The organism is Novosphingobium sp. 63-713, from assembly GCF_001898925.1.
Taxonomy (GTDB): domain Bacteria; phylum Pseudomonadota; class Alphaproteobacteria; order Sphingomonadales; family Sphingomonadaceae; genus Novosphingobium.
On the sequence record NZ_MKVS01000004.1, the window covers coordinates 140,605 to 165,169 of the forward strand.

28 protein-coding genes are annotated in these 24,565 nt (G+C 63.4%); 15 read left to right on the top strand and 13 right to left on the bottom strand.

All coding sequences use genetic code 11. The features are described 5' to 3' along the window. Positions 1–41: 41 nt before the first annotated feature. The 3 genes from tpiA to BGP00_RS00985 all read left to right on the top strand — a co-directional run bounded on the left by tpiA (position 42) and on the right by BGP00_RS00985 (position 3,109). Positions 42–794, top strand: a complete 753-nt coding sequence (gene tpiA / locus BGP00_RS00975) for a triose-phosphate isomerase (RefSeq protein WP_292692813.1) — start codon at positions 42–44, stop codon at positions 792–794. Between the two features lie 139 nt (positions 795–933). Then, positions 934–1,299, top strand: a complete 366-nt coding sequence (secG, locus tag BGP00_RS00980; protein WP_292692815.1) for a preprotein translocase subunit SecG — start codon at positions 934–936, stop codon at positions 1,297–1,299. A gap of 178 nt (positions 1,300–1,477) precedes the next feature. Continuing rightward, positions 1,478–3,109 (top strand): CTP synthase, encoded by a 1,632-nt coding sequence (locus tag BGP00_RS00985; protein WP_168602422.1) that lies wholly within the window; start codon positions 1,478–1,480, stop codon positions 3,107–3,109. Positions 3,110–3,335: 226 nt separating this feature from the next. On the opposite strand, the gene BGP00_RS00990 is transcribed toward BGP00_RS00985, so the two are convergent. The 9 genes from BGP00_RS00990 to pspA are packed head-to-tail and all read right to left on the bottom strand — an operon-like array spanning position 3,336 to position 6,725. Continuing rightward, complete coding sequence (locus tag BGP00_RS00990) at positions 3,336–3,686, bottom strand: YbaN family protein (RefSeq protein ID WP_168602423.1); 351 nt, start codon at positions 3,684–3,686, stop codon at positions 3,336–3,338. 7 nt (positions 3,687–3,693) lie between these two features. Then, positions 3,694–4,101, bottom strand: a complete 408-nt coding sequence (locus tag BGP00_RS00995) for a SufE family protein (protein ID WP_292692818.1) — start codon at positions 4,099–4,101, stop codon at positions 3,694–3,696. Between the two features lie 25 nt (positions 4,102–4,126). Next, a complete protein-coding gene (locus tag BGP00_RS01000; RefSeq protein ID WP_292692820.1) occupies positions 4,127–4,360 on the bottom strand; it encodes a hypothetical protein in 234 nt (77 codons plus the stop codon). 30 nt (positions 4,361–4,390) lie between these two features. Beyond that, positions 4,391–4,645: a hypothetical protein gene (locus BGP00_RS01005; protein ID WP_292692822.1), complete on the bottom strand. Its 255-nt coding sequence runs from the start codon at positions 4,643–4,645 to the stop codon at positions 4,391–4,393. 27 nt (positions 4,646–4,672) lie between these two features. After that, a complete protein-coding gene (locus tag BGP00_RS01010; RefSeq protein WP_292692824.1) occupies positions 4,673–4,966 on the bottom strand; it encodes a hypothetical protein in 294 nt (97 codons plus the stop codon). A 21-nt stretch (positions 4,967–4,987) separates the two neighbouring features. Continuing rightward, positions 4,988–5,290, bottom strand: a complete 303-nt coding sequence (locus tag BGP00_RS01015) for a hypothetical protein (protein WP_292692826.1) — start codon at positions 5,288–5,290, stop codon at positions 4,988–4,990. 26 nt (positions 5,291–5,316) lie between these two features. Next, entirely contained in the window at positions 5,317–5,694 is a 378-nt protein-coding gene (gene pspC, locus BGP00_RS01020) for an envelope stress response membrane protein PspC (RefSeq protein ID WP_168602428.1), read from the bottom strand. Continuing rightward, positions 5,691–6,008 (bottom strand): envelope stress response membrane protein PspB, encoded by a 318-nt coding sequence (gene pspB, locus BGP00_RS01025; protein WP_290006246.1) that lies wholly within the window; start codon positions 6,006–6,008, stop codon positions 5,691–5,693. The genes pspC and pspB overlap by 4 nt, the downstream gene beginning before the upstream one ends. A gap of 3 nt (positions 6,009–6,011) precedes the next feature. Continuing rightward, on the bottom strand, positions 6,012–6,725 hold the full coding sequence (gene pspA / locus BGP00_RS01030) for a phage shock protein PspA (RefSeq protein ID WP_292692892.1): 714 nt from the start codon (positions 6,723–6,725) through the stop codon (positions 6,012–6,014). Positions 6,726–7,100: 375 nt separating this feature from the next. Between pspA and pspF the strand changes: the two genes are divergently transcribed. The 6 genes from pspF to infB all read left to right on the top strand — a co-directional run bounded on the left by pspF (position 7,101) and on the right by infB (position 14,722). Further along, complete coding sequence (pspF, locus tag BGP00_RS01035; protein ID WP_292692831.1) at positions 7,101–8,126, top strand: phage shock protein operon transcriptional activator; 1,026 nt, start codon at positions 7,101–7,103, stop codon at positions 8,124–8,126. 51 nt (positions 8,127–8,177) lie between these two features. Beyond that, positions 8,178–8,948 (top strand): AAA family ATPase, encoded by a 771-nt coding sequence (locus tag BGP00_RS01040; RefSeq protein ID WP_168602431.1) that lies wholly within the window; start codon positions 8,178–8,180, stop codon positions 8,946–8,948. Positions 8,949–9,090: 142 nt separating this feature from the next. Continuing rightward, complete coding sequence (rimP, locus tag BGP00_RS01045) at positions 9,091–9,663, top strand: ribosome maturation protein RimP (RefSeq protein WP_292692835.1); 573 nt, start codon at positions 9,091–9,093, stop codon at positions 9,661–9,663. Between the two features lie 2 nt (positions 9,664–9,665). Continuing rightward, positions 9,666–11,318, top strand: coding sequence for a transcription termination factor NusA (gene nusA, locus BGP00_RS01050; RefSeq protein ID WP_292692838.1), 1,653 nt, complete (start codon positions 9,666–9,668; stop codon positions 11,316–11,318). Further along, entirely contained in the window at positions 11,299–12,051 is a 753-nt protein-coding gene (locus BGP00_RS01055) for a DUF448 domain-containing protein (protein ID WP_292692841.1), read from the top strand. The genes nusA and BGP00_RS01055 overlap by 20 nt, the downstream gene beginning before the upstream one ends. Before the next feature lie 22 nt (positions 12,052–12,073). Further along, positions 12,074–14,722 carry a translation initiation factor IF-2 gene (infB, locus tag BGP00_RS01060; protein WP_292692844.1) on the top strand — a complete coding sequence of 883 codons (2,649 nt, stop codon included), beginning with the start codon at positions 12,074–12,076 and terminating at the stop codon, positions 14,720–14,722. A gap of 183 nt (positions 14,723–14,905) precedes the next feature. Here infB and BGP00_RS01065 read toward each other — a convergent pair whose 3' ends face one another. Together BGP00_RS01065 and BGP00_RS01070 are read right to left on the bottom strand one after the other, a co-directional pair. Continuing rightward, entirely contained in the window at positions 14,906–15,262 is a 357-nt protein-coding gene (locus tag BGP00_RS01065; protein WP_290006241.1) for an RcnB family protein, read from the bottom strand. Between the two features lie 189 nt (positions 15,263–15,451). Then, positions 15,452–15,817, bottom strand: coding sequence for an RcnB family protein (locus BGP00_RS01070; RefSeq protein ID WP_292692847.1), 366 nt, complete (start codon positions 15,815–15,817; stop codon positions 15,452–15,454). Positions 15,818–15,968: 151 nt separating this feature from the next. Here BGP00_RS01070 and rbfA point away from each other — a divergent pair, with 151 nt between their 5' ends. The 6 genes from rbfA (at position 15,969) to pnp (ending at position 21,446) form a co-directional block, all read left to right on the top strand. Then, positions 15,969–16,391, top strand: coding sequence for a 30S ribosome-binding factor RbfA (gene rbfA / locus BGP00_RS01075; RefSeq protein WP_168602438.1), 423 nt, complete (start codon positions 15,969–15,971; stop codon positions 16,389–16,391). Positions 16,392–16,400: 9 nt separating this feature from the next. Next, a complete protein-coding gene (locus BGP00_RS01080; RefSeq protein ID WP_292692851.1) occupies positions 16,401–16,982 on the top strand; it encodes a thymidine kinase in 582 nt (193 codons plus the stop codon). Positions 16,983–16,987: 5 nt separating this feature from the next. After that, the gene (locus BGP00_RS01085; protein ID WP_168602869.1) at positions 16,988–17,662 is read left to right on the top strand and encodes a site-2 protease family protein; all 675 of its coding nucleotides are present in this window, start codon (positions 16,988–16,990) and stop codon (positions 17,660–17,662) included. 4 nt (positions 17,663–17,666) lie between these two features. Then, entirely contained in the window at positions 17,667–18,584 is a 918-nt protein-coding gene (gene truB / locus BGP00_RS01090) for a tRNA pseudouridine(55) synthase TruB (RefSeq protein WP_168602440.1), read from the top strand. Positions 18,585–18,589: 5 nt separating this feature from the next. Then, complete coding sequence (gene rpsO / locus BGP00_RS01095) at positions 18,590–18,859, top strand: 30S ribosomal protein S15 (RefSeq protein ID WP_168602441.1); 270 nt, start codon at positions 18,590–18,592, stop codon at positions 18,857–18,859. A 280-nt stretch (positions 18,860–19,139) separates the two neighbouring features. Beyond that, complete coding sequence (pnp, locus tag BGP00_RS01100) at positions 19,140–21,446, top strand: polyribonucleotide nucleotidyltransferase (protein ID WP_292692857.1); 2,307 nt, start codon at positions 19,140–19,142, stop codon at positions 21,444–21,446. Between the two features lie 80 nt (positions 21,447–21,526). Here the strand turns inward: pnp and BGP00_RS01105 are convergent, their stop codons facing one another. After that, positions 21,527–22,714: a GGDEF domain-containing protein gene (locus tag BGP00_RS01105; protein WP_292692860.1), complete on the bottom strand. Its 1,188-nt coding sequence runs from the start codon at positions 22,712–22,714 to the stop codon at positions 21,527–21,529. A gap of 71 nt (positions 22,715–22,785) precedes the next feature. After that, positions 22,786–24,537, bottom strand: coding sequence for a hypothetical protein (locus BGP00_RS01110; protein WP_292692863.1), 1,752 nt, complete (start codon positions 24,535–24,537; stop codon positions 22,786–22,788). Between the last annotated feature and the right edge of the window lie 28 nt (positions 24,538–24,565).

Here is a 24,565-nt window from a genome sequence, read left to right on the forward strand (position 1 = left end):
CGTGCTTTGGCTCCCCGCGATTTAGGAAGGACAAAGGGATCATGGCTTTGCGGCCCTATATCGTCGGCAACTGGAAGATGAACGGCCTGCGCGCCACGCTGGCCGAGGCGCGCGCGATCGACCGCGTGGCGGCCCGCCATCCGGCGGTGGACGTGGGCATCGCCCCGCCCTTCACGCTGGTCCATGCGATGGCCGAGGAAGCTCAGGCGATGGCCGTGGGCGGTCAGGACGTCCATGCCAAGCCCAGCGGCGCCTATACCGGCGACATTTCCGCGCCCATGCTTGAAGATGCCGGTGCGCGCTTCACCATCGTGGGCCACAGCGAGCGTCGCAGCCTGCATGGCGAGAGCAATGCCGATGTGCAGGCCAAGGCGCTTGCCGCCCGCGCGGCGGGGCTGGGCGTGATCCTGTGCGTGGGCGAAACGGAGGCCGAGCGCGACGCCGGGCAGGCCGAAGCGGTGGTTTCGGGCCAGCTTCACGGCTCGTTGCCCAAGGAAGGCGCCGAGGGGCTGGCCGTGGCTTATGAGCCGGTCTGGGCCATCGGCACGGGTCGCGTGCCTTCGGTGGAGGATGTGGCCGCGATGCACCAGGCAATCCGGGCCGATCTGGTCGCCATCTACGGCGATGCGGGCAAGGGCGTGCGTATCCTTTACGGCGGCTCGGTCAATGCGAGCAATGCCTCGGAATTGCTGGGCGTGGCCGATGTCGGCGGCGCGCTGGTCGGCGGGGCCAGTCTGACGGCGGAGAGCTTTGCCGCGATCATCAATGCCGCCGCGATGCTCATCGAAGGCTGAGGTTCGGCGTCCGGATCAAGGCCCAGGTTGGGGGTGGGGTGGAAGCACCCCCTTGCAACTGGGCTCATGCGCGCCTAGATGCGCGCCATTCCATTCATGCGGTGGCCTTTGCTGGCTGCCATGTCGAGAGTCGCGCTTCATGTTCATCTTCCTTATTGTGCTTCAGGCCATTGTCGCGGCCATGCTGGTCGTGGTGATCCTGATTCAGAAGTCGGAAGGCGGCGGTCTGGGCGTTGGCGGCAGCCCTTCGGGTTTCATGTCGGCGCGCGGCGCGGCGGACTTTCTGACGCGCAGCACGGGCGTTCTGGCTGCGATCTTTGTCGGCCTCTCGATTGTGCTGGCGGCTCTGGCCGTGGCCAGCGCGTCGAGCCAGAAGGTCGATACCTCGCTTGATCGCAGCGTTTCGGCCCCGGCTGCGGCGCCTGCCGCTCCTGCGGCTCCGCTTCCTGCCGCTCCTGCGGCTCCGCTTCCTGCCGATCCGCTGGCCGGCGCGGCCAAGAAGTAATTCGGTGTTTTTGTGTCAGCCACCCTGCCGCACGCGCGGTGGGGTGGTTGGCGTTTGGGCATTCCGCCGTCTGCGGCGCGTTTTTGGCGCGTCCATGAACAGGACTGTGGATTGCTTGCTCGTTGGCGCGCATTGCGCGCTTGGATTGATGGTTCAAAAAAGGTAAGGCGCAATCCCCATGGCGCGGTATATTTTCATCACCGGCGGCGTGGTCTCCTCGCTGGGCAAGGGTCTTATGGCGGCTTCACTGGCCGCCTTGTTGCAGGCACGCGGCTTCAAGGTCCGCATCCGCAAGTTCGACCCCTATCTCAACGTCGACCCCGGCACCATGAGCCCGTATCAGCATGGCGAAGTCTATGTGACTGACGATGGTGCAGAGACGGACCTCGATCTGGGGCATTATGAACGCTTTACCGGCGTTTCGGCGCGCAAGAGCGACAATATCACCTCGGGCCGCATCTATCAGACGATCATCGCCAAGGAACGCCGCGGCGACTATCTGGGCGCGACGGTGCAGGTGATCCCGCATGTGACCGATGCGATCAAGGATTTCGCGCAGGCCGACACCGAGGATCTGGATTTCGTGCTGTGCGAAATCGGCGGCACGGTGGGCGACATCGAGGGCCTGCCCTTCATCGAGGCGATCCGTCAGCTTCGCAACGAACTGGGGCGCGAGCAGACCTGCTTTGCCCATGTCACGCTGGTGCCCTACATCGCGGCGGCGGGTGAGCTCAAGACCAAGCCGACTCAGCACTCGGTGCGCGAGCTGACTTCGTATGGCATCCAGCCTGACGTGCTGCTGTGCCGTTGCGAACAGGAATTGCCCGAGAACGAGCGCAGCAAGATCGCGCTCTTCTGCAACGTGCGCAAGGAAGCGGTGATCCCGGCTCTGGACGCGCCCAATATCTATGCCGTGCCGCTGCAATATCACGCCGAAGGGCTGGACAATGCGGTGCTGCACCACTTTGGCCTGACCGCGCCCGAGCCAAAGCTCGACCAGTGGCAGGCGCTGACCAAGACCTATGCCGCCCCCGAGGGCGAAGTGACCATCGGTGTGGTGGGCAAATATGTCGTGCTTCAGGATGCGTATAAGTCGCTGAATGAAGCGCTGGTGCATGGTGGCATTGCCAACAAGGTCAAGGTCAACATCAAGTGGATCGACGCCGAAATCTTTGAAAAGGACGAGGAAGAGATCGTCTCGACGCTCGAACCGCTGCACGGCATCCTTGTGCCCGGCGGTTTTGGCGAGCGCGGCACCGAGGGCAAGATCTCGGCGGTCCGTTTTGCCCGCGAACGCAAGGTGCCGTTCTTCGGCATCTGCCTTGGCATGCAGATGGCCTGCATCGAAGGCGCGCGCAACACGGCGGGGATCGCGGACGCTTCCTCGACCGAATTTGGCGAAACCAAGGAGCCGGTCGTCGGCATCATCACCGAATGGATGAGCGAAGAGGGGCTGCAACAGCGCACCGCCGAAACCGATCTGGGCGGCACGATGCGCCTTGGTGCCTATGAAGCCAAGCTGGCGGGCAACAGCCATGTCGCGGCGATCTATGGCAGCGAGACGATCAGCGAACGCCACCGCCACCGTTACGAAGTGAACTCGCACTATCGCGAGGCGCTGGAGCAGGGCGGGCTGGTGTTCTCGGGCATGTCGCCCGATGGCCTGCTGCCCGAAATCGTCGAGCGGCCGGACCATCCGTGGTTCGTGGGCGTGCAGTTCCACCCCGAACTCAAGAGCCGTCCGTTCGAGCCGCATCCGCTGTTTGCCGGGTTTATCGGCGCGGCGTTGCGTCAGGCGCGGTTGGTTTAAGGGTTTAAAAGAGGGCCTCCGGCGGGCAAAGGGCGGGGGCCCTTTGCAATCCCGTTAATGGGGTGTGGTTCGAGGTCTTGTGTGATTATAATTAAAGCCTGCGGCGCCTTCTAACGGCGCCGCAGGCTTTAATTTTGAAACGTTGCGTCCGATACACAACGCTGAACCCTTAGCGCAACGCAGACAGTAACGGGAGCGCGAGGGTCTAGACCCTCGCATCATCCTTCTATTCCGCTCTTGTCCAGATCCAAGTCCCCGACAGAACCATCACCCCAGCGGGAATCAACACCCACGGCCACCCCGCCGTAAACGCGGTAATCCCCACCGACACCGCCATAGCGATCAGCGCGGCTTTCTTCGCCCGGCGCGGGATCGCCCGCCGCTCGCGCCATTGGCGCAGGGGCGGGCCATAGGTGGGATGATCGAGCAGACGCTGCTCCCACGCGGGGTTGGAGCGGGCAAAGCAGAACAGCGCCAGCAGCAGGAAGGGCACCGTGGGCAAGAGCGGCAGAAATGCCCCCACAATACCAAGGCCGACAAAGAACAGGCCGCCCGCTTGATAAAGGTGGCGGCGCATGCCCGGTTCAGCCCGCTGCGAGCCGTGATGCGTGATCCTTGATCAGCGCGATCATGTTGGGCACGCCCTGTGTCCGATTGCTGGAAAGCTGGTTTTTCAGATCAAACGGAGCGAGCGCCTCGGCAATGTCCATCGCGACCACTTCCTCGGCGGGCTTGCCCTGCACCGCCGAGAGAACCAGCGCGATGATGCCCTTGGTGATCGCCGCGTTCGAATCGGCCAGGAATTGCAGCCGGTCGCCCTGTTCCACCGGATAGACCCAGACGCTGGCCGAACATCCGCGCACCAGCGTGGCGTCGGTTTTCAACGCGTCGGGCATGGGGTCCAGTTCGCGGCCCAGTTCGATCAACAGGCGGTAACGTTCGTCGGCTTCGAGGAATTCATATTCCTCGGCAATATCGGAAAGGCTGCGCATGGGGATGCGATAGCGCCCAAGGGGCTTATAAATCAACCCCGGCGGCGATGGCTTCCAGCTTGCGGATGCGTTCTTTCAGGTCTGCGATCTCGATGCGATGGGTGGCCGAAGGCTGGGCGGGCTGATCGGCCTTGCTCACCAGATCAAGTTCGCGATGCTTGAGCGCCAGCCATCCCGACCATCCGCGCAGCAGGGCGATGCTGAGCATGGCGATGGCGGTCAGGGCGGAGACCAGTTCGGGCAGGGTCAGGCTGTCCATGGGAAATCCTCCGGTTTAACGATCGCAGGTTCAACGATCACGCAGGGCTTCGATTTCGGCCGAGAGCCGATCCGCGCTGCGCCCCTCCAGCGAGGAGGAAGTGGCGATGCGTTCCAGTACGCGGATGCGCTCGCGCAGGGCCTCGACCTCGGCATCTTGGGCGGCGGGGCGTGCCTCGCCATAGGACATCGCGGCCATCTTGCGGCGGTGGCGCAGGACGATGGCGGTCAGGATGATGCCGGTCCACATCAGGGGGGCAAGGCTATGAATGAAATCATGCAACATGGCTTCAAACCCTTTTATCGGCCCCTCTTATCGACGGAGCGATTCAATTTCATCGGCCAGATCGCGGGCCTTGCGGTCCTCGGTGGCGATGCGTTCGAGCACCTTGATGCGTTCGCGCAATTCCGCGACCTCGCTTTTCAGGCGCTGGTTCTGGAGATCGGTTTCGGCATCGCGGTCGGCGTGTTCGATGATGGTCTGCTTGCCCTTGTCATCGATGGTCACGCGGCGTGCGCGGCCCGACCGGCTGTAGAGGCCCGCCTGAAACACTTTGGCGACCGAGGTGACGATGACAATGAGAACAATGGCTTCCCAGAAGTTCATGGCAGTCGCTCCGAAGAGGGATCAGTTGAGCGGATCGCGGCGGCGGTCTTGAATATGGCCTTCGACCGCCTTTGTGTCGCGCAGGGCCTCGATTTGCGCGGCAATGTCATAGCCCTTGTCGGTGACGATACGCTCCAGCACGCGCACCCGGTCTTCCAGTTCCTGCGTCTTGGCGGCGTATTGGGCGGCGCGTTCGGCCGTGTCATCGGCGGTGGCGCGGATGTGCATTTCGGCGATGCGCGTTTTGTGTCTGGTCCAGATCGCCACGATCGGGATCGAAAGCGCGACAATCGGAATGAACGCGCCAATAGTGCCAGCGGACATGGAATTTCCCCCTAAATGCTGTGCTTTCAGCGCAGCTTTTCGATTTCTTCGGACAGGCGCGGGTTGGAGGAGACATAGTAGTCCTCCACCGCAGCCAGACGGCGGTCCAGATCGCGGAACTTGGCGCGGACCTCGCGGGTGGTGCGGCCCGGCGACTGGCGCACACCCTGCCAGAAACGCTGCTCCTCGCGGTCGGTATAGAGCGCGCGGGGCTTGTCGGGCGCCAGAAAGCCGATGCCGAAATAGATCACCCAGGCGGTGCCCCCGCTCATCGAGAGCAGGACCAGCGTGGCGATCCGCACCCAGAGCACGTCAATTCCGGTATAATCGGCAATCCCGGCGCAAACGCCCATGAACTTGCCATTGGCCTTGTCACGGTAAAAACGGGTGTGGATCGGGTTCATCGAAAGCTCCTGTCGGCAGAGCGGGCGCGCAAGCGGTCAATGTCTTTGGCGATTTCGCGCAGCGGTTGGTTGTCGATTTCGCGGTTGGGCATTTGGGCGGCGGGGCGGAAATCGGGGTGATCGGAGGCGACGAGGCGCTCGACCGTATCCATCCGTTCATCCAGCCGCCGGGCCAGTTGGTAAAGCTCCTCCAGCAGCGCTTCGTCATCCGATGTCAGCGTGGCGGAAGTTTTCCATTTGGTGACATAATGCAGGATGATCCACGGCAGGCCGATGAAAAGCGCGCAAATGGCCACCAAAGGCACGATATCCATGGCTTAGCCCTCCTTCTTCAAGGCGCGCTTCATAGCCTCAAGCTCCTCGTCCACCTTGTCGCCCGAGGCGAGGGCGGCGATCTCGTCGGCAAGGCTGGGCTTGGCATTGTCGGCCAGACCCAGCGCATCGGCGCGCCCTTCGGCATAATCGACGCGGCGTTCGAGTGCATCAAAGCGCGCCATCGCCTCGTCCACCCGCTCGCTGGCCAGCAGCGTGCGCAGTTTCACGCGGTTCTCCGCGCTTTCCAGACGGGCGGCAATCGCGGTCTGGCGGCTGCGGGCTTCGCGCAGGCGGGTCTGGAGCTTTTCGATGTCGGCCTCAAAGGCGCGCAGCGAATCGTCCAGCACCGAGACTTCGGATTGCAGCTGGTCGGCCATGTCCGATGCCTTGCGCTTTTCCACCAATGCGGCGCGGGCCAGATCCTCGCGGCCCTTGGACAGGGCCAGTTGCGCCTTTTCGCCCCAGTCGGCCTGCAGCCGGTCGAGCTTGGCGATATGGCGGCGCATCTCCTTTTGATCAGCGATGGTGCGGGCGGCCGACGCGCGCACTTCGACCAGCGTTTCCTCCATTTCGAGGATGATCATGCGGATCATCTTGGAAGGATCCTCGGCCTTTTCCAGAAGATCGGAGAAATTGGCGGCGATAATGTCGCGGGTGCGGCTGAAAATGCCCATGCGGCTTGCTCCCGAAGGTGGATTGGATTGCAGTTTCTCGATTTCCCGTTCTAGCCTGTTGTGGCCGCGCGAGAAATCCTGAAGCGAAAAAAACCGGGCCGGAGGGGGAGTGTGGCGATCACGCAGGGGCGTTGCGCGATCATCGCCCGACGGACGGGCGAATGGCCCCTCCGGCCCGACTTTCGCCGCACCCATGGGAATGCGCATCGAGTGTGTCGGCGATGCGCCCGCCATGCCGGGGGTTTCGGCATGAGGGATGGGTTCGAGAGGCGAAAGTTTGGTCATGCCGGATATATCGCAAAGCCCGTGCCAATTTGCGGATGGCGCGAAAATTGGGGGTTTTGCGCTGCGCCGCCGCTTGACGGGATTTGTGTGTTTTGCCAAACTTCGGGAAATTTCACCAAGGATAGGCAATTCATGGCGCTATCTCCCCACCATGCTCCGCGCGATGTGCAATTTATCGGCCAGTCGGGCGCTTTCCTCGATGCGGTCGAGCGCGCCAGTCGCGCCGCGCCGCTGCGCCGCCCGGTGCTGGTGATTGGCGAGCGGGGGACCGGCAAGGAGCTGATTGCCGAGCGTCTCCACCGCCTGTCCTCACGCTGGGACGAGCCATTGGTGACGCTGAACTGTGCGGCCATGCCCGAAACGCTGATCGAGGCGGAATTGTTCGGGCATGAGGCTGGGGCCTTTACGGGGGCGACGCGGGCGCGGGCGGGACGCTTTGAGGAAGCCGATCGCGGCACGCTTTTCCTCGATGAACTGGGCACGCTGAGCATGGGCGCGCAGGAGCGCCTGCTGCGCGCGGTGGAATATGGCGAGGTGACGCGGATCGGGGCCTCTCGGCCTTTGCGCGTGGATGTGCGTATCGTGGCGGCCACCAATGAGGATCTGCCCCGCATGGCGCGCGAGGGGCGGTTTCGCGCCGACTTGCTCGACCGTTTGAGCTTTGAGGTTATCACCCTGCCGCCGCTGCGCGCTCGCGAGGGCGACATTTCGGTGCTGGCCGAATATTTCGGGCGGCGCATGGCCAGCGAGATGGGTTGGGACCGCTGGCCGGGGTTCAGCGGGGCGGCGGCGGCGGCGCTGGAAAAATACCACTGGCCGGGCAATGTGCGCGAGCTTCGCAATGTGATCGAGCGGGCGGTCTATCGCAGCGACAGTCCGGAAATGCCGATTGCCGAAATCACCTTTGATCCCTTCGATTCGCCATGGAAGCCGACCCAATCGCTGCGCGCCGCCGATCATGAGGCCGCGCCCGCGCCGGTGATGGCGGGCGATCTGGCTGGGGTGTCGGACCTGCGCGGGGCGGTCGATGCGCATGAAAAGGCCATTGTCGAAGCCGCCCTTGCCCGCCACCGCTATAACCAGCGCCAGACCGCCAAGGCGCTGGGCCTGACCTATGACCAGTTGCGCCACACGATGCGGAAACATCATCTGCTTTGACTTGGGCGGCGCGAGGCCTAAGTTGCGCGCAAATCTGAGAAAGGCGGGCGCATGGGCAAGGTGATCGCGGTTTACAGCATGAAGGGCGGGGTGGGAAAATCCTCGCTGGCGGTCAATCTGGCACATGGCTTTGCGGTGTCGGGCAAAAGGACGCTGATCTGGGATATTGATGCGCAGGGGGCGGTGGCTTTCCTGCTGGGGCAGTCGGGCGCAGCGGCCAAGGCGAAGAAGATTTTTGCTCGCGATGCCGATCCCGCCGATGCGATCGTGCCGACCAACTGGCCCGAACTGGACCTGATCGCGGCGGACCTGTCGCTGCGCCATCTGGAAAGCGATCTGGCCGATGACAAGCCCAAGCGGTTGAAGAAATTGCTGGAGAGTCTCTCGCCCGATTATGATCGGATTGTGGTGGATTGCCCGCCAGGTCTGGGCGGGATTTCGGATCAGATTTTCCGCGCCGCCGATTTGCTGGTGGTGCCTTTGCTGCCTGCGCCGCTGGCGATGCGGACTTTGGAGCAGGTGAAGGAGCATCTGGAGGCCGAGCGCGGCGGCAAGGCGCCGGGCATTCTGCCGGTTCTCTCGATGGTGGACCGGCGCAAGGCGATGCACCGCGACATTCTGGCCCAGCATCCTGACTGGCCCGCGATTCCCCATGCCAGCGTGATCGAGCAGATGGGGCAAAAACAGGCGCCTCTGGCCGAATTTGCGGGCAAAAGCGCGGCCATGCCGGCGGTGGAAAATGTTCTGGCGCGGGTGGAGCTGATGCTGGGCAGCGGGGTCTGGCTGACGCAGGCGACGGATGAGGGGTGGGTGAAGGAGTAATTGCCGACCACCCCCTTGCATTCCGTTCCAAACAGGCGTAATGGCCCGATCAATCCCGACATTGTGAAGCAAAGCGGGGCTGGCGCCGGAAGGGGCCGGCGCGAAACTGCTTGCTATTCTGTCGTTCAATACAGGAACTTACATGGCCAATATCGCGCGTATTACCGAGATTGTCGAACCAGAGGTGAAGGCCTTGGGCTTGGATCTTGTGCGCGTGATTCTGTTTGGCAAGTCGGACGTGGGCGATGAGGAGCATACGCTTCAGATCATGGCCGAGCGCCCCGAAACCGGGCAATTGGTGATCGGTGATTGCGTCGCGCTCTCGCACCGCATTTCGGACAAGATCGACGCGCTGGAAGAAGCGGGCGAGACGCTGATCGAGGAGGCCTATCGCCTTGAGGTCAGCTCGCCCGGTATCGACCGTCCGCTGACCCGGATCAAGGATTTCACGGCGTGGATCGGCCATGAGGCCAAGGTCAATCTGACCGTGCCCGTCGATGGCAACCGCAAGAGCATTGTGGGTAATCTTCTCTCGGTCGAGGGCGAGGTGATCGCGCTGGACGACAAGAAGTCGGGCCGCGTTACTTTCCCCTTTGCCGATATTCATTCCGCCAAGCTGGTGTTGACCGATCGCTTGCTGGCCGCAACCAAACCCATTGATCCCGATGAAGATTTCGACGAGATCGACGAAGAAACCGAAACGCAGGAAGACTGATTATGGCCAGTGCGATTTCCGCCAACCGCGCCGAACTGCTCGCGATTGCGACAGCCGTTGCCACCGAGAAGATGATCGACAAGGCGATCGTTATCGAGGCGATGGAAGAGGCCATTCAGAAGTCGGCCCGCAACCGCTATGGCGCCGAAAACGATATTCGCGCCAAGCTGGACCCGCGCACCGGCGATCTGCGCCTGTGGCGCGTGGTGGAAGTGGTCGAGCATGTCGATGACTACTTCAAGCAGGTTGACCTGAAGGCGGCGGAAAAGCTGCAGAAGGACGCCAAGATCGGTGACTTCATCGTCGATCCGCTGCCCCCGGTGGATCTGGGCCGCATTGACGCGCAGAGCGCCAAGCAGGTCATCTTCCAGAAGGTGCGCGATGCCGAGCGCGACCGTCAGTATGCCGAGTTCAAGGACCGCGCGGGCGAAATCGTCACGGGCGTCATCAAGTCGGTCGAATTCGGCCATGTGATCGTCAACCTTGGCCGCGCCGAAGGCGTGATCCGCCGCGATCAGCAGATCCCGCGCGAAACCGCCCGCGTGGGCGAGCGCGTCCGTGCGCTGATCCTCAAGGTCGAGCGTCAGAACCGCGGCCCGCAGATTTTCCTGAGCCGCGCGCATCCCGATTTCATGAAGCGCCTGTTCGCTCAGGAAGTGCCTGAAATCTACGACAACATCATCGAGATCAAGGCCGCCGCCCGCGATCCGGGTTCGCGCGCTAAGATCGGCGTGATCAGCCGCGATTCCAGCATCGACCCGGTCGGCGCCTGCGTCGGCATGAAGGGCAGCCGCGTGCAGGCCGTCGTGCAGGAAATGCAGGGCGAAAAGATCGACATCATCCCCTGGAGCGAAGACACCGCCACTTTCGTGGTGAACGCGCTTCAGCCCGCGACCGTGTCGCGCGTGGTGATCGACGAGGAAGAGGGCCGTATCGAGGTCGTGGTTCCCGACGATCAGCTGTCGCTGGCCATCGGTCGCCGCGGTCAGAACGTGCGTCTGGCCAGCCAGTTGACTGGCCGTCAGATCGACATCATGACCGAGGCCGAGGCGAGCGAAAAGCGTCAGAAGGAATTCGCCGAAAAGTCCAAGCTGTTCGAAGAAGAGCTGGATGTCGATGAAACCCTCTCGCAGTTGCTGGTGGCCGAAGGCTTCAGCGAGCTGGAAGAAGTGGCCTATATCGAAATCGCCGAACTGGCGCAGATCGAAGGCTTTGACGAAGAGCTGGCCGAAGAGCTCCAGAACCGCGCACAGGAAGCGCTCGACCGCCGCGAAGAGGCCGCCCGTCAGGAGCGCCGCGCTCTGGGCGTCGAGGATGCGCTGGCCGAACTGCCGCATCTCAACGAAACCATGCTGGTGACGCTGGGCAAGGCGGGGATCAAGACGCTCGACGATCTGGCCGATCTGGCCACCGACGAGCTGATCGCCAAGAAGCGCGCCAATGACCAGCGCCGCCGCAATGAAAAGCGCGACGACAAGCGTGATGAAAAGCGCGAGGAAGTCAGCCGTGGCGGCGTTCTGGGCGAATATGGCCTGAGCGAAGAACAGGGCAATGAGATCATCATGGCCGCCCGCGCCCACTGGTTCACCGATGAACCCGAAGTTGGTGCGCCGGAAGTAGACGGGGGAGCCGCCGATGCGGATTCCTCGCAATGAGCGCGTAAGCTCCGACATTGCTGACGCCGGGCCGGAAAGGAAATGCATCCTTTCCGGCGAGGTGGCCCCGCGCGATGCGCTGATCCGTCTGGCGATTTCGCCCGATGGACCTGATGGGGTCGCCTTTGTCGCGCCTGATGCTCTGGCCAAGGCGCCGGGGCGCGGGGCGTGGATTGGCGTGCGCAAGGATGAACTGGTGCAGGCCATGGCCAAGGGGCGTCTGAAGGGCGCTCTGGCACGGGCCTACAAGGGCGCGAAGATTGCCATTCCCGATGACCTGCCCGAAAGGATCGAGGCCGCGTTGACGCGGGCCTTTACCGACCGGCTAGGTCTGGAAATGCGCAGCGGGCGCCTGTTGGTAGGTTCCGACCGCATCGCTGAAAATGCGCGCATGGGGCGGGTCGTATGGCTGGCCCATGCGGCGGATGCGGGCGACGATGGCAATCGCAAGCTGGACCAGGCTTGGCGCGTGGGCAGGGAAACCGAAGGCAGCGGTGAGAAGGGTGATACCTTGCCACTGGACCGGGCGGCCCTGTCTGTGGCATTGGGCCGCGACAATGTCGTGCATCTGGCGTTGACCGACCGGGCATCGGCCGAAAGGCTGGCCCCCTTGCTCGCGCGCCTGAATCACTATCTTGCCAAAGATAATCAAGGCTTTGGTGGCGATGCCGCCGAACCGGACGCACATCATGATGACGCTGACGACTGCGAGTCGCCGGCTGAGACGAATTGAGACTGAAGGGCTGTTTGAACCGATGACCGATAGCAATGACAAACCGACACTGGGCCGCAAGCCGCTGGGGCTGAAGCGCTCGGTGGAAGCGGGCGAAGTCAAGCAGACCTTCAGCCACGGCCGCACCAACAAGGTGGTGGTTGAAGTCAAACGCCGCAAGGTGATCCCGGGCAAGCCGGGCGAGGGCGGGCAGGGCGCTGAAGCGCCTGCGGCCGCTCCCGCCCCTGCGCCCGCGCCCGTGGCCCAGCCGGTGCGCCCGCCGCTGCCGCCTGTGCGCCCTGCGCCCGTGGCCGCAAGCCGCGAAACGCGTCAGGAAATGCAGGCCCGCCTGCTGCGTGAAGCAGAAGAGGCCCGCTTGGCCGCCAGCGAAGCGGCAACGCGCCGTGAGCAGGAAGAAAAGGCCCGCCAGATCGAGGAAGAGCGCCGCCGCGCCGAGGAAAACCGCCGCGCTGCCGAAGCGGCCGCTGCGCCCGCGCCGGTGGTTGAGGAAGCGCCCAAGGTTGAGGAGGCGCCTGCTCCGGCTGCTCCTGTGGTTGAGGCTGCGCCTGCGCCCGCTGCTCCTGTGGTTGAGGCTGCGCCTGCGCCCGCTCCTGCCGCTCCGGTTCAGGTTGAGGCTCCGAAGGCCGCGCCGGTGGAAGAAAAGCCCGCTGCCCCTGCGCCGCGCCGCTTTACCCCGGTGCAGTCGCCTGCGCCCGCGCCGCGTCGCCCCGAGGCTGCCGCGCCTGCTGCCAAGAAGCCCGCACCCAGCCGCGACCGCAAGGCCGCCGATGAGCGTCGTGGCGGCAAGCTGACCGTCAACCGCGCGCTGAACGAGGACGAGGGCGCCCGCGCCCGTTCGCTGGCCGCGCTCAAGCGCGCCCGCGAAAAGGAACGCCGCGCCCACTTTGGCGGTCAGTATCAGCAGCGTGAAAAGCAGGTGCGCGATGTGATCGTGCCCGAGGCGATCACGGTGCAGGAACTGGCCAACCGTATGGCCGAAAAGGCCGCGGATCTGGTCAAGTCGCTCTTCAAGATGGGCATGGTGGTGACGCTCAACCACACCATCGATCAGGACACGGCGGAGCTGCTGGTCGAAGAATTCGGCCACAACATCCAGCGCGTTTCGGAAAGCGACGTTGACATCGACACGACCGTTGACGTGGACGCTGATGAAACGCTCAAGACCCGTCCGCCCGTCGTGGCGATCATGGGCCACGTTGACCATGGCAAGACCTCGCTGCTCGACGCGCTGCGCGGGACGGACGTGGTGCGCGGCGAAGCGGGCGGCATCACCCAGCATATCGGCGCCTATCAGATCAAGACCAAGGGTGGCGATCTGGTGACGTTCCTTGATACGCCGGGCCACGAGGCTTTCACCGAAATGCGTATGCGCGGTGCCAATGTCACTGACATCGTCATTCTGGTGGTGGCCGGTGATGACGGGCTGATGCCGCAGACGATCGAGGCGATCAACCACACCAAGGCGGCCGGCGTGCCGATGATCGTGGCGATCACCAAGAGCGACAAGCCCGAATTCAACCCGCAGAAGATCCGCGAACGCCTGCTCGAACATGAAATCATCGTCGAGCAGATGTCGGGTGACGTTCAGGACGTGGAAGTTTCGGCCAAGACCGGCGCGGGCCTTCAGGACCTGATCGACAAGATCCTGCTGCAGGCCGAACTGATGGAGCTGAAGGCGAACCCGGATCGCGCGGCCGAAGCCACCGTGATCGAGGCCAAGCTCGACAAGGGCAAGGGGCCGCTGGCCACCGTGCTTATCAACCGCGGCACGCTCAAGGTCGGCGACATCTTCGTGGTCGGCACCCAGTCGGGCCGCGTGCGCGCCATGCTGGACGACAAGGGCCGTCAGGTGAAGCAGGCTCCGCCCTCGCTGCCGGTTGAGGTTCTGGGCCTTGGCGGCGTGCCGATGGCGGGCGATACGCTGACCGTGGTGGAAAGCGAAGCGCGTGCCCGCGAAGTGGCGGCCTTCCGTCAGGAGCAGGCCACCGCCAAGCGCACGACTTCGGCGCCCTCTAGCCTTGAAAACATGTTCTCGGCTCTGGCCGCCAAGCAGTCGGTGATCGAATATCCGATTCTGGTGAAGGCGGACGTGCAGGGTTCGGTCGAAGCCATCGTCAATGCGCTCAACCGCCTGTCGAATGACGAGATCAAGCTCAAGGTTCTGGCCAGCGGCGTGGGTGCGATCACCGAAAGCGACGTCAATCTGGCGGCGGCTTCGGGTGCGCCGATCGTGGGCTTCAACGTCCGTCCCAATGCCAAGGCGCGCGAGATCATCGAACGCTTCAAGGTGCGGATGAAGTATTTCGACGTGATCTATCACCTGACCGATGACATCGCCAAGGAAATGGCGGGCGTCTGGGGTCCGGAGCGGATCGAAACCGTGGTGGGCCGCGCCGAGGTCAAGGAAGTGTTCCCGGCGGGCAAGCACAACAAGGCCGCCGGTCTGCTGGTCGTCGAGGGCTATATCAAGAAGGGTCTCCACACCCGTCTTACCCGCAACGACGTCATCGTCTCCAAGACCACCGTGGCCTCGCTGCGCCGGTTCAAGGACGATGTGGCCGAGGTTCGCGCCGGTTTGGAATGCGGCGTGGTGCTCGAGGCGACCAACGATGTGAAGGCGGGCGATATGCTCGAAGTCTTCGAAGTCGAGATGCGCGAGCGCACGCTCTGATCCTTTGACGGATCGATGAAGAAAAGGGCGGCTTCCCTATCCGGGATGCCGCCCTTTTCCGTGTCTGAGGCCCGCCCGGCCGGTGGGAAAGGGGGCAAGGGGGAACGGCCCCTGCCATGTTTCCATTATCGGGCCAAAGCGGGTTCAGGGTCGGGCGATGCGCAAGGCACCGCCCTGAGAGGCTTAACGGATGGCGCCGACGATCACGCTGGCCACGATGCCGGTGGTGATGGCCACCAGCACGGCGTCATTGCCGCTGCGCACCCATTGATATCCGCGCGGGGGCGGGCCAAGGCGGCGATAGCGGTGGTAATCGACCACGGCATAATTGGGCGCCCGGCGGCGGTCGAAACGCTCGCCCTTGCGGAACTGGACAAAGGCGGAGGGGCCGTGACCTTGCGGGCCGCGATAGTCATGGCCGCCCCGGTTGTCGGGCCCGCGATGATCGCCCGGGCCGTCATGCCTGCCCGGCTGCGCCAGAGCGGGCGCCGAGGGGGCCAGCAGGGCTGCGGCCAGCACCAGCGCGATGGGGGTCTTCATATTGCTTCTCCTTCAGGAAGAGTTGAACTCTTCAATGTCCCTTTCTTACAATGGCCTAATGCGCGGGAACCTGAACGGTGCCGGTCATTCTTGTGTTAAATTGTCGCATGGCCGACCGAAGATGACACAAGGAAAAGGCCCGCCTTGACGATGCAAGGCGGGCCGCATTGGACGAAACAGGCGGGATGATCAACGCATGGCGCCCACGATAACGCTGGCGACGATGCCGCTGGTGATGCCGATCAGCAGGGCGTCGTTGCCGCTACGCACCCAGCGATAGCCGCGCGGGGGCGGGCGCAGGCGGTGCCAGCGGCGATAGTCGTTGATGATGACATAATTGGGGGCGCGTTCGGCATAGAAGCGTTCGCCGCGACGGAACTGGCGCCAACCGGGCTGGGGCGCCCAGCCGTGGCCGCCGTGCCATTGGGGGCCGCGACCGCCGTGGCGGCCATGGTCCCAATGCCCCCGCCCGCCGCGCCCATGATCGGGGTCGGCCGAGGCAACCGTGGGGGCAAGAATCAGCGCGCAAAGCGCCAGTCCGATAATTTTACGCATTCATTCCTCCTTGAAGGCGTTGAAATCGACGGCTGAGCTCCGATTTCAATACCGCTCAGAGCACAGAAGTCATTGCCAAGCGATGCGTTCCGTGAGCAAAGCAAATTTACGACAGGCCGGGACGATCCGGCGACAGAATTGACGAGACATTATGGCACGCCACCAAACTTCCACCCCCGAGAACCGCTCGGTCCGCCTGCTCAAGGTGGGCGAGCAGGTGCGGCATGTGATTTCCGACCTGTTGACGCGCCAGATGGTGCATGACGACGTGCTGACCGCCCATTCGGTCAGCGTCACCGAGGTCCGCATGAGCCCGGATCTGCGCCATGCCACGGTCTTTGTGAAACCCCTTCTGGGCCAGGATGAGGAGATCGTGCTCAAGGCCCTGCGCACGAACATCGCCTTTTTCCAGAAAGAGGTCGCGGGCAAGCTGAAGCTGAAATATGCGGCCAAGATCAAGTTTCTGCCCGATGAAAGCTTTGACGAGGCGAGCCGGATTGACGCGCTGCTGGCCGATCCGCGCGTGCGGCGCGATATCGGTGAGCATGGGGATGAGCAGGGGGACGGCGAGTAAGCCTGTCCGATGGCCAAGCTCTATTTCTACTATGCCAGCATGAATGCGGGCAAATCGACCACGCTGCTCCAGGCCGATTTCAACTATCGCGAACGCGGCATGGCCACGATGCTGTGGACGGCGGCGCTGGACCATCGCGGGGGCGATCATGCGATCGAGAGCCGGATCGGGCTGGCGGCGGATGCGCATCGGTTTGGCGCACAGACGGATATTCACGGCGCGGTGATGGCCGCGCATGGCGAAACGCCGCTCTCCTGCGTGCTGATCGACGAGGCGCAGTTCCTTTCCGCCGAGCAGGTGTGGCAAGCCGCGCGCATTGCCGACGAGGGCGGAATTCCGGTGCTGTGCTATGGCTTACGCACCGATTTTCAGGGCGAATTGTTTCCCGGATCGGCGGCCTTGCTGGGCATTGCCGATGCTTTGGTGGAATTGAAGGCGGTTTGTCATTGCGGGCGCAAGGCGACGATGAACCTGCGCGTGGACGCGGCGGGCCATGCGGTGATCGAGGGTGCGCAGACCGAGATCGGCGGGAATGACCGCTATGTGGCGCTTTGCAGGCGGCATTTCACGCAGGCGCGGCGCGCGGGCTGATGGATATGCTGCCCGTCCTGCGCTTTGCCGGGCTGATCGTGCCTTTGGTGGTCGCCATCGTGTTTCACGAGGTGGCGCATGGGCTGGCGGCGCGCGCATTGGGCGATCCTACGGCGGACGAGGCCAAAAGGCTGAGCCTCAATCCGCTGCGCCATGTTGATTTGGTAGGCACGATCCTGCTGCCGGGGATGCTCGCTCTGGCCAAATTGCCGGTGTTCGGCTGGGCCAAACCGGTCCCGGTCAACAAATGGCGGCTGCGCAATCCGCGCGTGGGCATGATGATCGTGGCGGCGGCGGGGCCGGTTTCGAACATCGTGATGGCGGTGCTGGGCGCGCTGCTGCTGGGCGCGATGGCGCATCTGCCGCAGGCGATGGGCGTGCAGGTAGCGGCCGAGATGCTGCTGACCTTTATCCAGATCAATCTGTTTTTGGCGCTGTTCAACCTGCTGCCGATCCCTCCCTTTGATGGTTCGCATATTGTGGAGGGGCTTCTGCCCCAAAAGGCGGCGGTGTTTTATGCGCGCTTTCGCCGTCTGGGCTTTGCGCTGGTGCTGGTTCTGCTGGTGGTCTTGCCGCAACTGGTGCCGGGTTTCGATCTGGTGGACCGTTGGGTGGGGCCGCCGTTTGACTGGGCCTATCGACAGGTCCTCACGCTCGCGCGTCTGGTGATGGGAGAATAGGGCGATGAGCGTCCATGGCTGGATCATTCTGGACAAACCGCTGGAGCTGGGCAGCACGCAGGCCGTCAGCGCGGTCAAGCGCAACCTGCGCGCGGCGGGTTATAACATGAAGCTGAAGGGCGGGATCAAGGTGGGCCATGGCGGCACGCTGGATCCGCTGGCCAGCGGGATATTGCCCATCGCGCTGGGCGAGGCGACGAAATTGACGGGGCGGATGCTGGATGCGTCCAAGACCTATGATTTCACGGTGAAGTTCGGCGAGGAGACCGAGACGCTCGACCTCGAGGGCAAGGTTGTGGCCACCAGCGATGTGCGCCCCATTGCGGCGGAAATCGCGGCGGTTCTGCCGTCCTTCACCGGGCCGATCGAACAGGTGCCGCCCGCCTATTCGGCGCTGATGATCGACGGGGTGCGCGCCTATGACCGCGCGCGCCGGGGCGAGGCGGTGGATATGCCCACGCGCGCGGTCACGATCCATGCGCTCGACCTGATCGACGCCGGCGAGGACTGGGCGACCCTGCGCGCCCATGTGTCGAAGGGCACCTATATCCGCAGCCTGGCGCGCGACATCGCGTTGGCGCTGGGCACGCGCGGGTCGGTAACGATGCTGCGGCGGCTCTCGGCGGGGCCGTTTACGCTGGATCACGCGATTTCGCTGGACTCCTTGAACGAAATCGGTCAGGGGGCGCCGCTTGGAACTAAACTTCTGCCGCTTGAGGCAGGGCTGGTCGACATCCCGGCTCTATCCCTCTCGCCCGAACAGGCAGGGGCGGTCCGTCAGGGCCGCGTTCTTTTCGGGCAGCCCTATCCCGATGGGCTTTATCTGGCGCGGCTGGGCGATGTGCCCGTCGCGTTGATGAGGCTCGAAGGGGGCTCGGCCAAGGTCGAGCGGGGGTTCAACCTTTCGGATGTCGCGGAGTAGAGATTATGACGATTACCGCTGAAAAGAAGCAGGAACTGATCGCTGACAACGCCCAGCACGCCGGCGACACCGGTTCGCCCGAAGTGCAGGTTGCGATCCTGACCACGCGCATTGTCAACCTCACCGAACACTTCAAGACCCACGCGAAGGACAACCACTCGCGTCGCGGTCTGCTTCAGCTGGTCAACAAGCGTCGCACGCTGCTGGCCTATCTGAAGAAGAAGGATGTGGCGCGTTACAACGCTCTCATCGCCAAGCTGGGCCTGCGTAAGTAAGCCAGGTTTGTCGAAGCGCCCCAACCGGGGCGTTTCGTTTTTAGGCAAAGGCGGTTGCCGATGGATCGGCGCCGCCTTTTCCGCTATACAGCGCCCGATTTGTTGAACACGCCCCGCTTCGGGGCGGTTTGCATATCGGGAGCATGACTGATTTTGGGGCTTTTCCCGCAATTCGGCGGGGGCCTTGGGGCATGATCAAAAGCCCTGCACCGCACCGGGACGGCTATCCCGGCAGCAAACCCTGCATGGCAATAGGGCCATGTGGGCTGAAGGATAAGAAATGTTCGACGTTAAGACCGTATCGCTGGAGTGGGGCGGAAAGACCCTCACCCTCGAAACCGGCCGTATTGCCCGTCAGGCCGACGGCGCTGTTCTGGCCACCTATGGCGAAACCGTGGTGCTTTGCGCCGTGACCGCCGCCAAGTCGGTGAAGGAAGGCCAGGACTTCTTCCCGCTGACCGTCCACTATCAGGAAAAGTTTTCGGCTGCAGGCCGTATTCCCGGTGGTTTCTTCAAGCGCGAGCGCGGCGCGACGGAAAAGGAAACGCTGGTTTCCCGTCTGATCGACCGTCCGGTCCGCCCGCTGTTCCCCGAAGGTTTCTATAACGAAATCAACGTCATCGCTCAGGTGATGAGCTATGACGGCGAAACCGAACCCGATATCGTCGCGATGATCGCCGCCTCGGCCGCGCTGACCATTTCGGGCGTGCCTTTCATGGGCCCCATCGGCGCTGCGCGCGTGGGCTTCAAGGATGGCGAATACCAGCTCAACCCGTCGATGGCGCAGGTGGCTGAAGGCCGTCTCGACCTCGTTGTTGCGGCCACCGGCAATGCCGTGATGATGGTCGAATCGGAAGCCAAGGAGCTGTCCGAGGAAGAAATGCTGGGCGCCGTGATGTTTGCCCACGCCGAAAGCCGCAAGGTCGTCAATGCGATCATCGAGCTGGCCGAAAAGGCCGCCAAGGAGCCTTGGGAAGTCGACCTGTCGGACAACACCGCCGACATGAAGGCCAAGCTCAAGAAGCTGGTCGGCAAGGACATCGCTGCTGCCTATAAGCTGACCGACAAGTCGGCCCGCTCGAACGCGCTGAATGAAGTTCGCGCTAAGGCCAAGGCCGCTTTCGTCGACGAAACGCCCCAGACACAGATGGTCGCCATCAAGGTGACCAAGAAGCTGGAAGCCGAAATCGTGCGCACCGCCATCCTCAAGGACGGCAAGCGTATCGACGGGCGCACCACCACGCAGATCCGCCCGATCGAATCGATGGTCGGCTTCCTGCCCCGCACCCATGGTTCGGCGCTGTTCACGCGCGGTGAAACGCAGTCGATCTGCACCACCACGCTGGGCACCAAGGACGCCGAGCAGATGATCGACGGTCTCGATGGCCTGTCGTATCAGAACTTCATGCTGCACTACAACTTCCCCCCCTATTCGGTGGGTGAAGTGGGCCGCTTTGGCGCCCCCGGTCGCCGCGAAGTGGGCCACGGCAAGCTGGCATGGCGCGCGCTGCACCCGGTGCTGCCCTCGAAGGAAGACTTCCCCTACACGATCCGCGTTCTCTCGGACATTACCGAGTCGAACGGTTCCTCCTCGATGGCCACCGTCTGCGGCGGTTCGCTCTCGATGATGGACGCCGGTGTGCCGCTGGCGCGCCCGGTTTCGGGCATCGCGATGGGCCTGATCCTTGAAGGCGACGATTTCACCGTGCTGTCCGACATTCTGGGTGACGAAGATCACCTGGGCGATATGGACTTCAAGGTGGCCGGCACCTCCGAAGGCATCACCACGATGCAGATGGACATCAAGGTCGCGGGCATCACGCAGGAAATCATGGCGCAGGCTCTGGCTCAGGCCAAGGAAGGCCGCGCGCATATCCTGGGCGAAATGCTCAAGGCGCTGGGCGAAGCGCGCACCGAACTGTCGGCACACGCTCCGCGCATCGAGACCATCAGCATCGACAAGTCGAAGATCCGTGACGTCATCGGCACGGGCGGCAAGGTGATCCGCGAGATCGTGGCCACCACAGGCGCCAAGGTCGACATTGACGATGAAGGCGTGATCAAGATCTCGTCGAGCGATCTGGGGCAGATCGAGGCCGCCAAGGCCTGGATCCTGGGCATTGTGGAAGAGGCCGAAGTCGGCAAGATCTACAAGGGCAAGGTCGTCAACATCGTCGATTTCGGCGCTTTCGTGAACTTCATGGGCGGCAAGGACGGTCTCGTCCACGTGTCGGAAATGAAGAACGAGCGCGTGGAAAAGCCGACCGATGTGGTGAAGGAAGGCCAGGAAGTCTTCGTCAAGGTTCTCGAAATCGACAACCGTGGCAAGGTCCGCCTCTCGATGCGCGTCGTCGATCAGGAAACCGGCGCCGAGCTGGAAGACACCCGTCCGCCCCGCGAACCGCGCGAACCGCGCGCTGATCGTGGTGACCGCGGCGGCGATCGCCGTCCGCGCGGCGGCGACCGCGACCGTGGGCCGCGCCGTGAAGGCGGCCGCGATGGTGGCCGTGACCGTGGTCCCCGTCGTGACCGTGAAGAGGGTGGCAACCCCGATCACATGCCGGCTTTCCTGAAGTCGGAAGACTGATCCAAAAATAGGGAGGGCGTTTCGCGCTCTCCCTTGGGATCAAGGAAAAGGCCCGCCTCCAGCGATGGAGGCGGGCCTTTCTATTTGCCGGCGGGTTTGCTGCGCGCCCGTTCCTCGGGCGTCGGTTCGGCGACGATCACGCGGTTGCGGCCCTCGGCCTTGGCGCGATACAGGGCGCGGTCGGCGGCCCGCAGCGCGGCGCGCGAATCGGCAAAGGAAAACACATCGGCAATCCCGGCCGAAAAGGTGACCTTGCCGATGGGCATATCGGTGGCGCGGTTGACCATCCGCCGCTCGGCCAGCGCGGCGCGGGCATCGTCGAGCAATTCCCATGCCTGATGCAGCGAACGCCCGCGCAGCAGGACGACGAATTCCTCGCCTCCATGGCGGGCGACATGGCAGCGGTCATCGGAAATCCGCGTCAACGCCGAGGCGACATTGCGCAGCACCCGGTCGCCTGCCTCATGGCCATGCTCGTCATTGATGCGCTTGAAATTGTCGATATCGCAAAAGGCCACCGCCAGTTGATCGCCCGCATCGCGCGCGCTGGCAAATTCGCTGGCAAAGCGATGCTCAAAGGCGCGCCGGTTGGGCAGGCCGGTCAGGTGGTCTTCCTCGGCGCTGCGGCGGGCCTGTTCGAGGCTGCGGCGCAGGGCGCGCGTTTCCAGCATGGAGCGCGCCATATCCTTTTCCAGACTGGCGGTGCGCTCAAGCATGGTGCGTGCGATGGAAACCAGTTCCTGCACGAGTTCTCCCGTATCGGCGGGCGCACTGGCGGGCTTCATTTCCTCCAGCCCGTCGACATGGGCCGAAAGGGCATCGCCATATTCGCTGGCCGCCGTTTTTGCGGCGGTGCTGGTGCGGTCAAAAGCCTCGATGTTTGATTCCAGCCGGTTCATCAGCCGGTTAAGAAACTCGCTCTGGTCCCCGCCATTCTCGCGCAGGATCAGTTCGATCCATTCCAGCGTCAGGGCCTGGCGTGACTGGATGCGCTGATCGATGCTGCGCGTTATCGAACCGTCGCCGCCGGTCAGGTAATTATGGGCCACGCCCAGCGTGATCGGGTTGATTTCCAGATCATGGGCCAGAAGAAAATCGGCGATATCGGTCAGCAACTGGCTGCGGGCCAGACGGCGCGGATCCAGCACGACCGACGTATCGCGGCCCTCATCCTCCTGCGGCATATCCTCTTCGCGCCCGGCGCCCCTCAGCCAGCCAAGCAGCCCTTTGGACGGGTGCCGCGAAAGATTCGGATCATGCGAGGTCATCGGCGCATTCTAGCCCAGGCCTATGGAAAGCCTGTTGCCGCTTTGCACCGGATTTTTACGCAGTTTGCAGATTAAGGCTTGGCGGGCGGGGGATTGTCCTGAAACACCGTGGCGCCGGGGGGCAGTTTCGACCAGTCGGCGGGAGTGACGCAGCAATAATTGCCGCTGCGATGGGCGATGTTTTGCAGAAAAGGCGGCAGTCGCTTGCAGCGCATCAGGATGCCGTCGCTGTTCTGCGCGGCCAGATAGGCCACCGGATCATTGATCGAGCCGCGGAAATGCGGGGGCAGCACGGCCAGTTCGTGATCGGGCATCCGGCTCTGCATATAGGCGAAATAGGTGACATCATCGAGCAGCAGATGCCGCGCCTCACGGGGCATGGGCAGGTTGCATTGCCGGGCCGCGCCCATGATATCCTTATACGAGGCGTGATAGCCGAAAACCGGCACCGACCAGGGATGCGAGGGCAACCAGTCACGTCGCTGGGCATCATCGATCAGGCGCGGGCCGTACAGGCCCGACACCAGCACAATCGACAGCAGCATCAGCGGCCCGATCGCCAGCGCCAGCGTGCTGGTCCAACGGCGCAGGCCCTCCCAGCGATGGGGGCTGGCCATGGCCAGAATGATCGCCAGCATCAGCAGTGGCAGGACAAAGCTGGATTCGTAAGGGTTGCGGTCATACTGGCTGACGCACCAGATCGACACCGCGCCCAGCAGCATCAGCGCGATCACCGGCTCGGGCGGGATGACCTTCTCTCGCCACATATTGCGTACACCGCCCACAAAGCTGATGATCGCGGCCAGCAGGGCGGTGGCCCAGATGATCGTCATGCCCCCGCGCCAGCCACTCATTTCGTCATCGCTGACCATGCCCACGGGCAGCCACATCGAGCGTGGGCTGACCGAGGGCGCAGCCTTGTCGATATAGGCGGAGAGCTTGTAGTTCTGCAGAACCTTGAGGACCAGCTGCGTCTTGCCGATCACGCCAATGTCGAGCTGTCCGGCAAGGTTGTTGCGGGCATGCATCTTGGCGATGACGGGATCGGCGGGGCATTCCACGCGGTTGATCCAATATTTCGCCGCGCTGCCCGTGGCCAGCAGCAGCAGCACAATGGCCACCCCCCGCGCAAACAGCGCCCGCCGCCCGCGACTGGCAAAGATGATGCAGGCGGCAAATGCAGGCACCACCAGCACCGCCTTGAAATGATAGGACATGGCGATGAGCGCCAGCGCCAGAATGGTCAGCGAGCGGCGCCATGCCGTGCCGGGGCTGGCGGTGGCGTTGGTATAGGCGATGCCGTTGAACGGCGCGAACAGATTGCCCGGCGAGCGCCAGCCCGCGCTGGCGATCAGCACGGCGGCCGTGGCGGCCAGAAAGATCGGCTGTTCCGGGCGGCTCCACACCAGAAGCAGCGGCATCACGCCCAGCCCCATCAGAGCCGAGGCGATGATGGCCAGCGAATGGCGTTCATCCGAACTGCGCCCGATCTGTTTGACCAGACGCAGCACCATGATGATGAACACAATCGCATAGCCCACGCCCGAAACGCGCACGAACAGCGGATCGGGAAAGCGCGTGTTGAAAAAGGCCGAATACCATCGCACCGGCCACATGAAAAAGGGCGGCACGGCCAGCGTATTGGGCCCGCAATTTTCCGAATAGAGCTTGTCCAGCCCATCGAGCCAGGCTCGTTCCTGAAGCCGCCAGCCGATTTCGTCGGAATAGATCGGCAGAAACATCCCCGCGACCAGCGCGATCAGCAATCCTGCCACCACCACACGGCGCAGATTGGGAAACAGTCTGGTGTGATCGAGAGTCATGAAAACGGTGCGCGCCCCAAAAATTGCG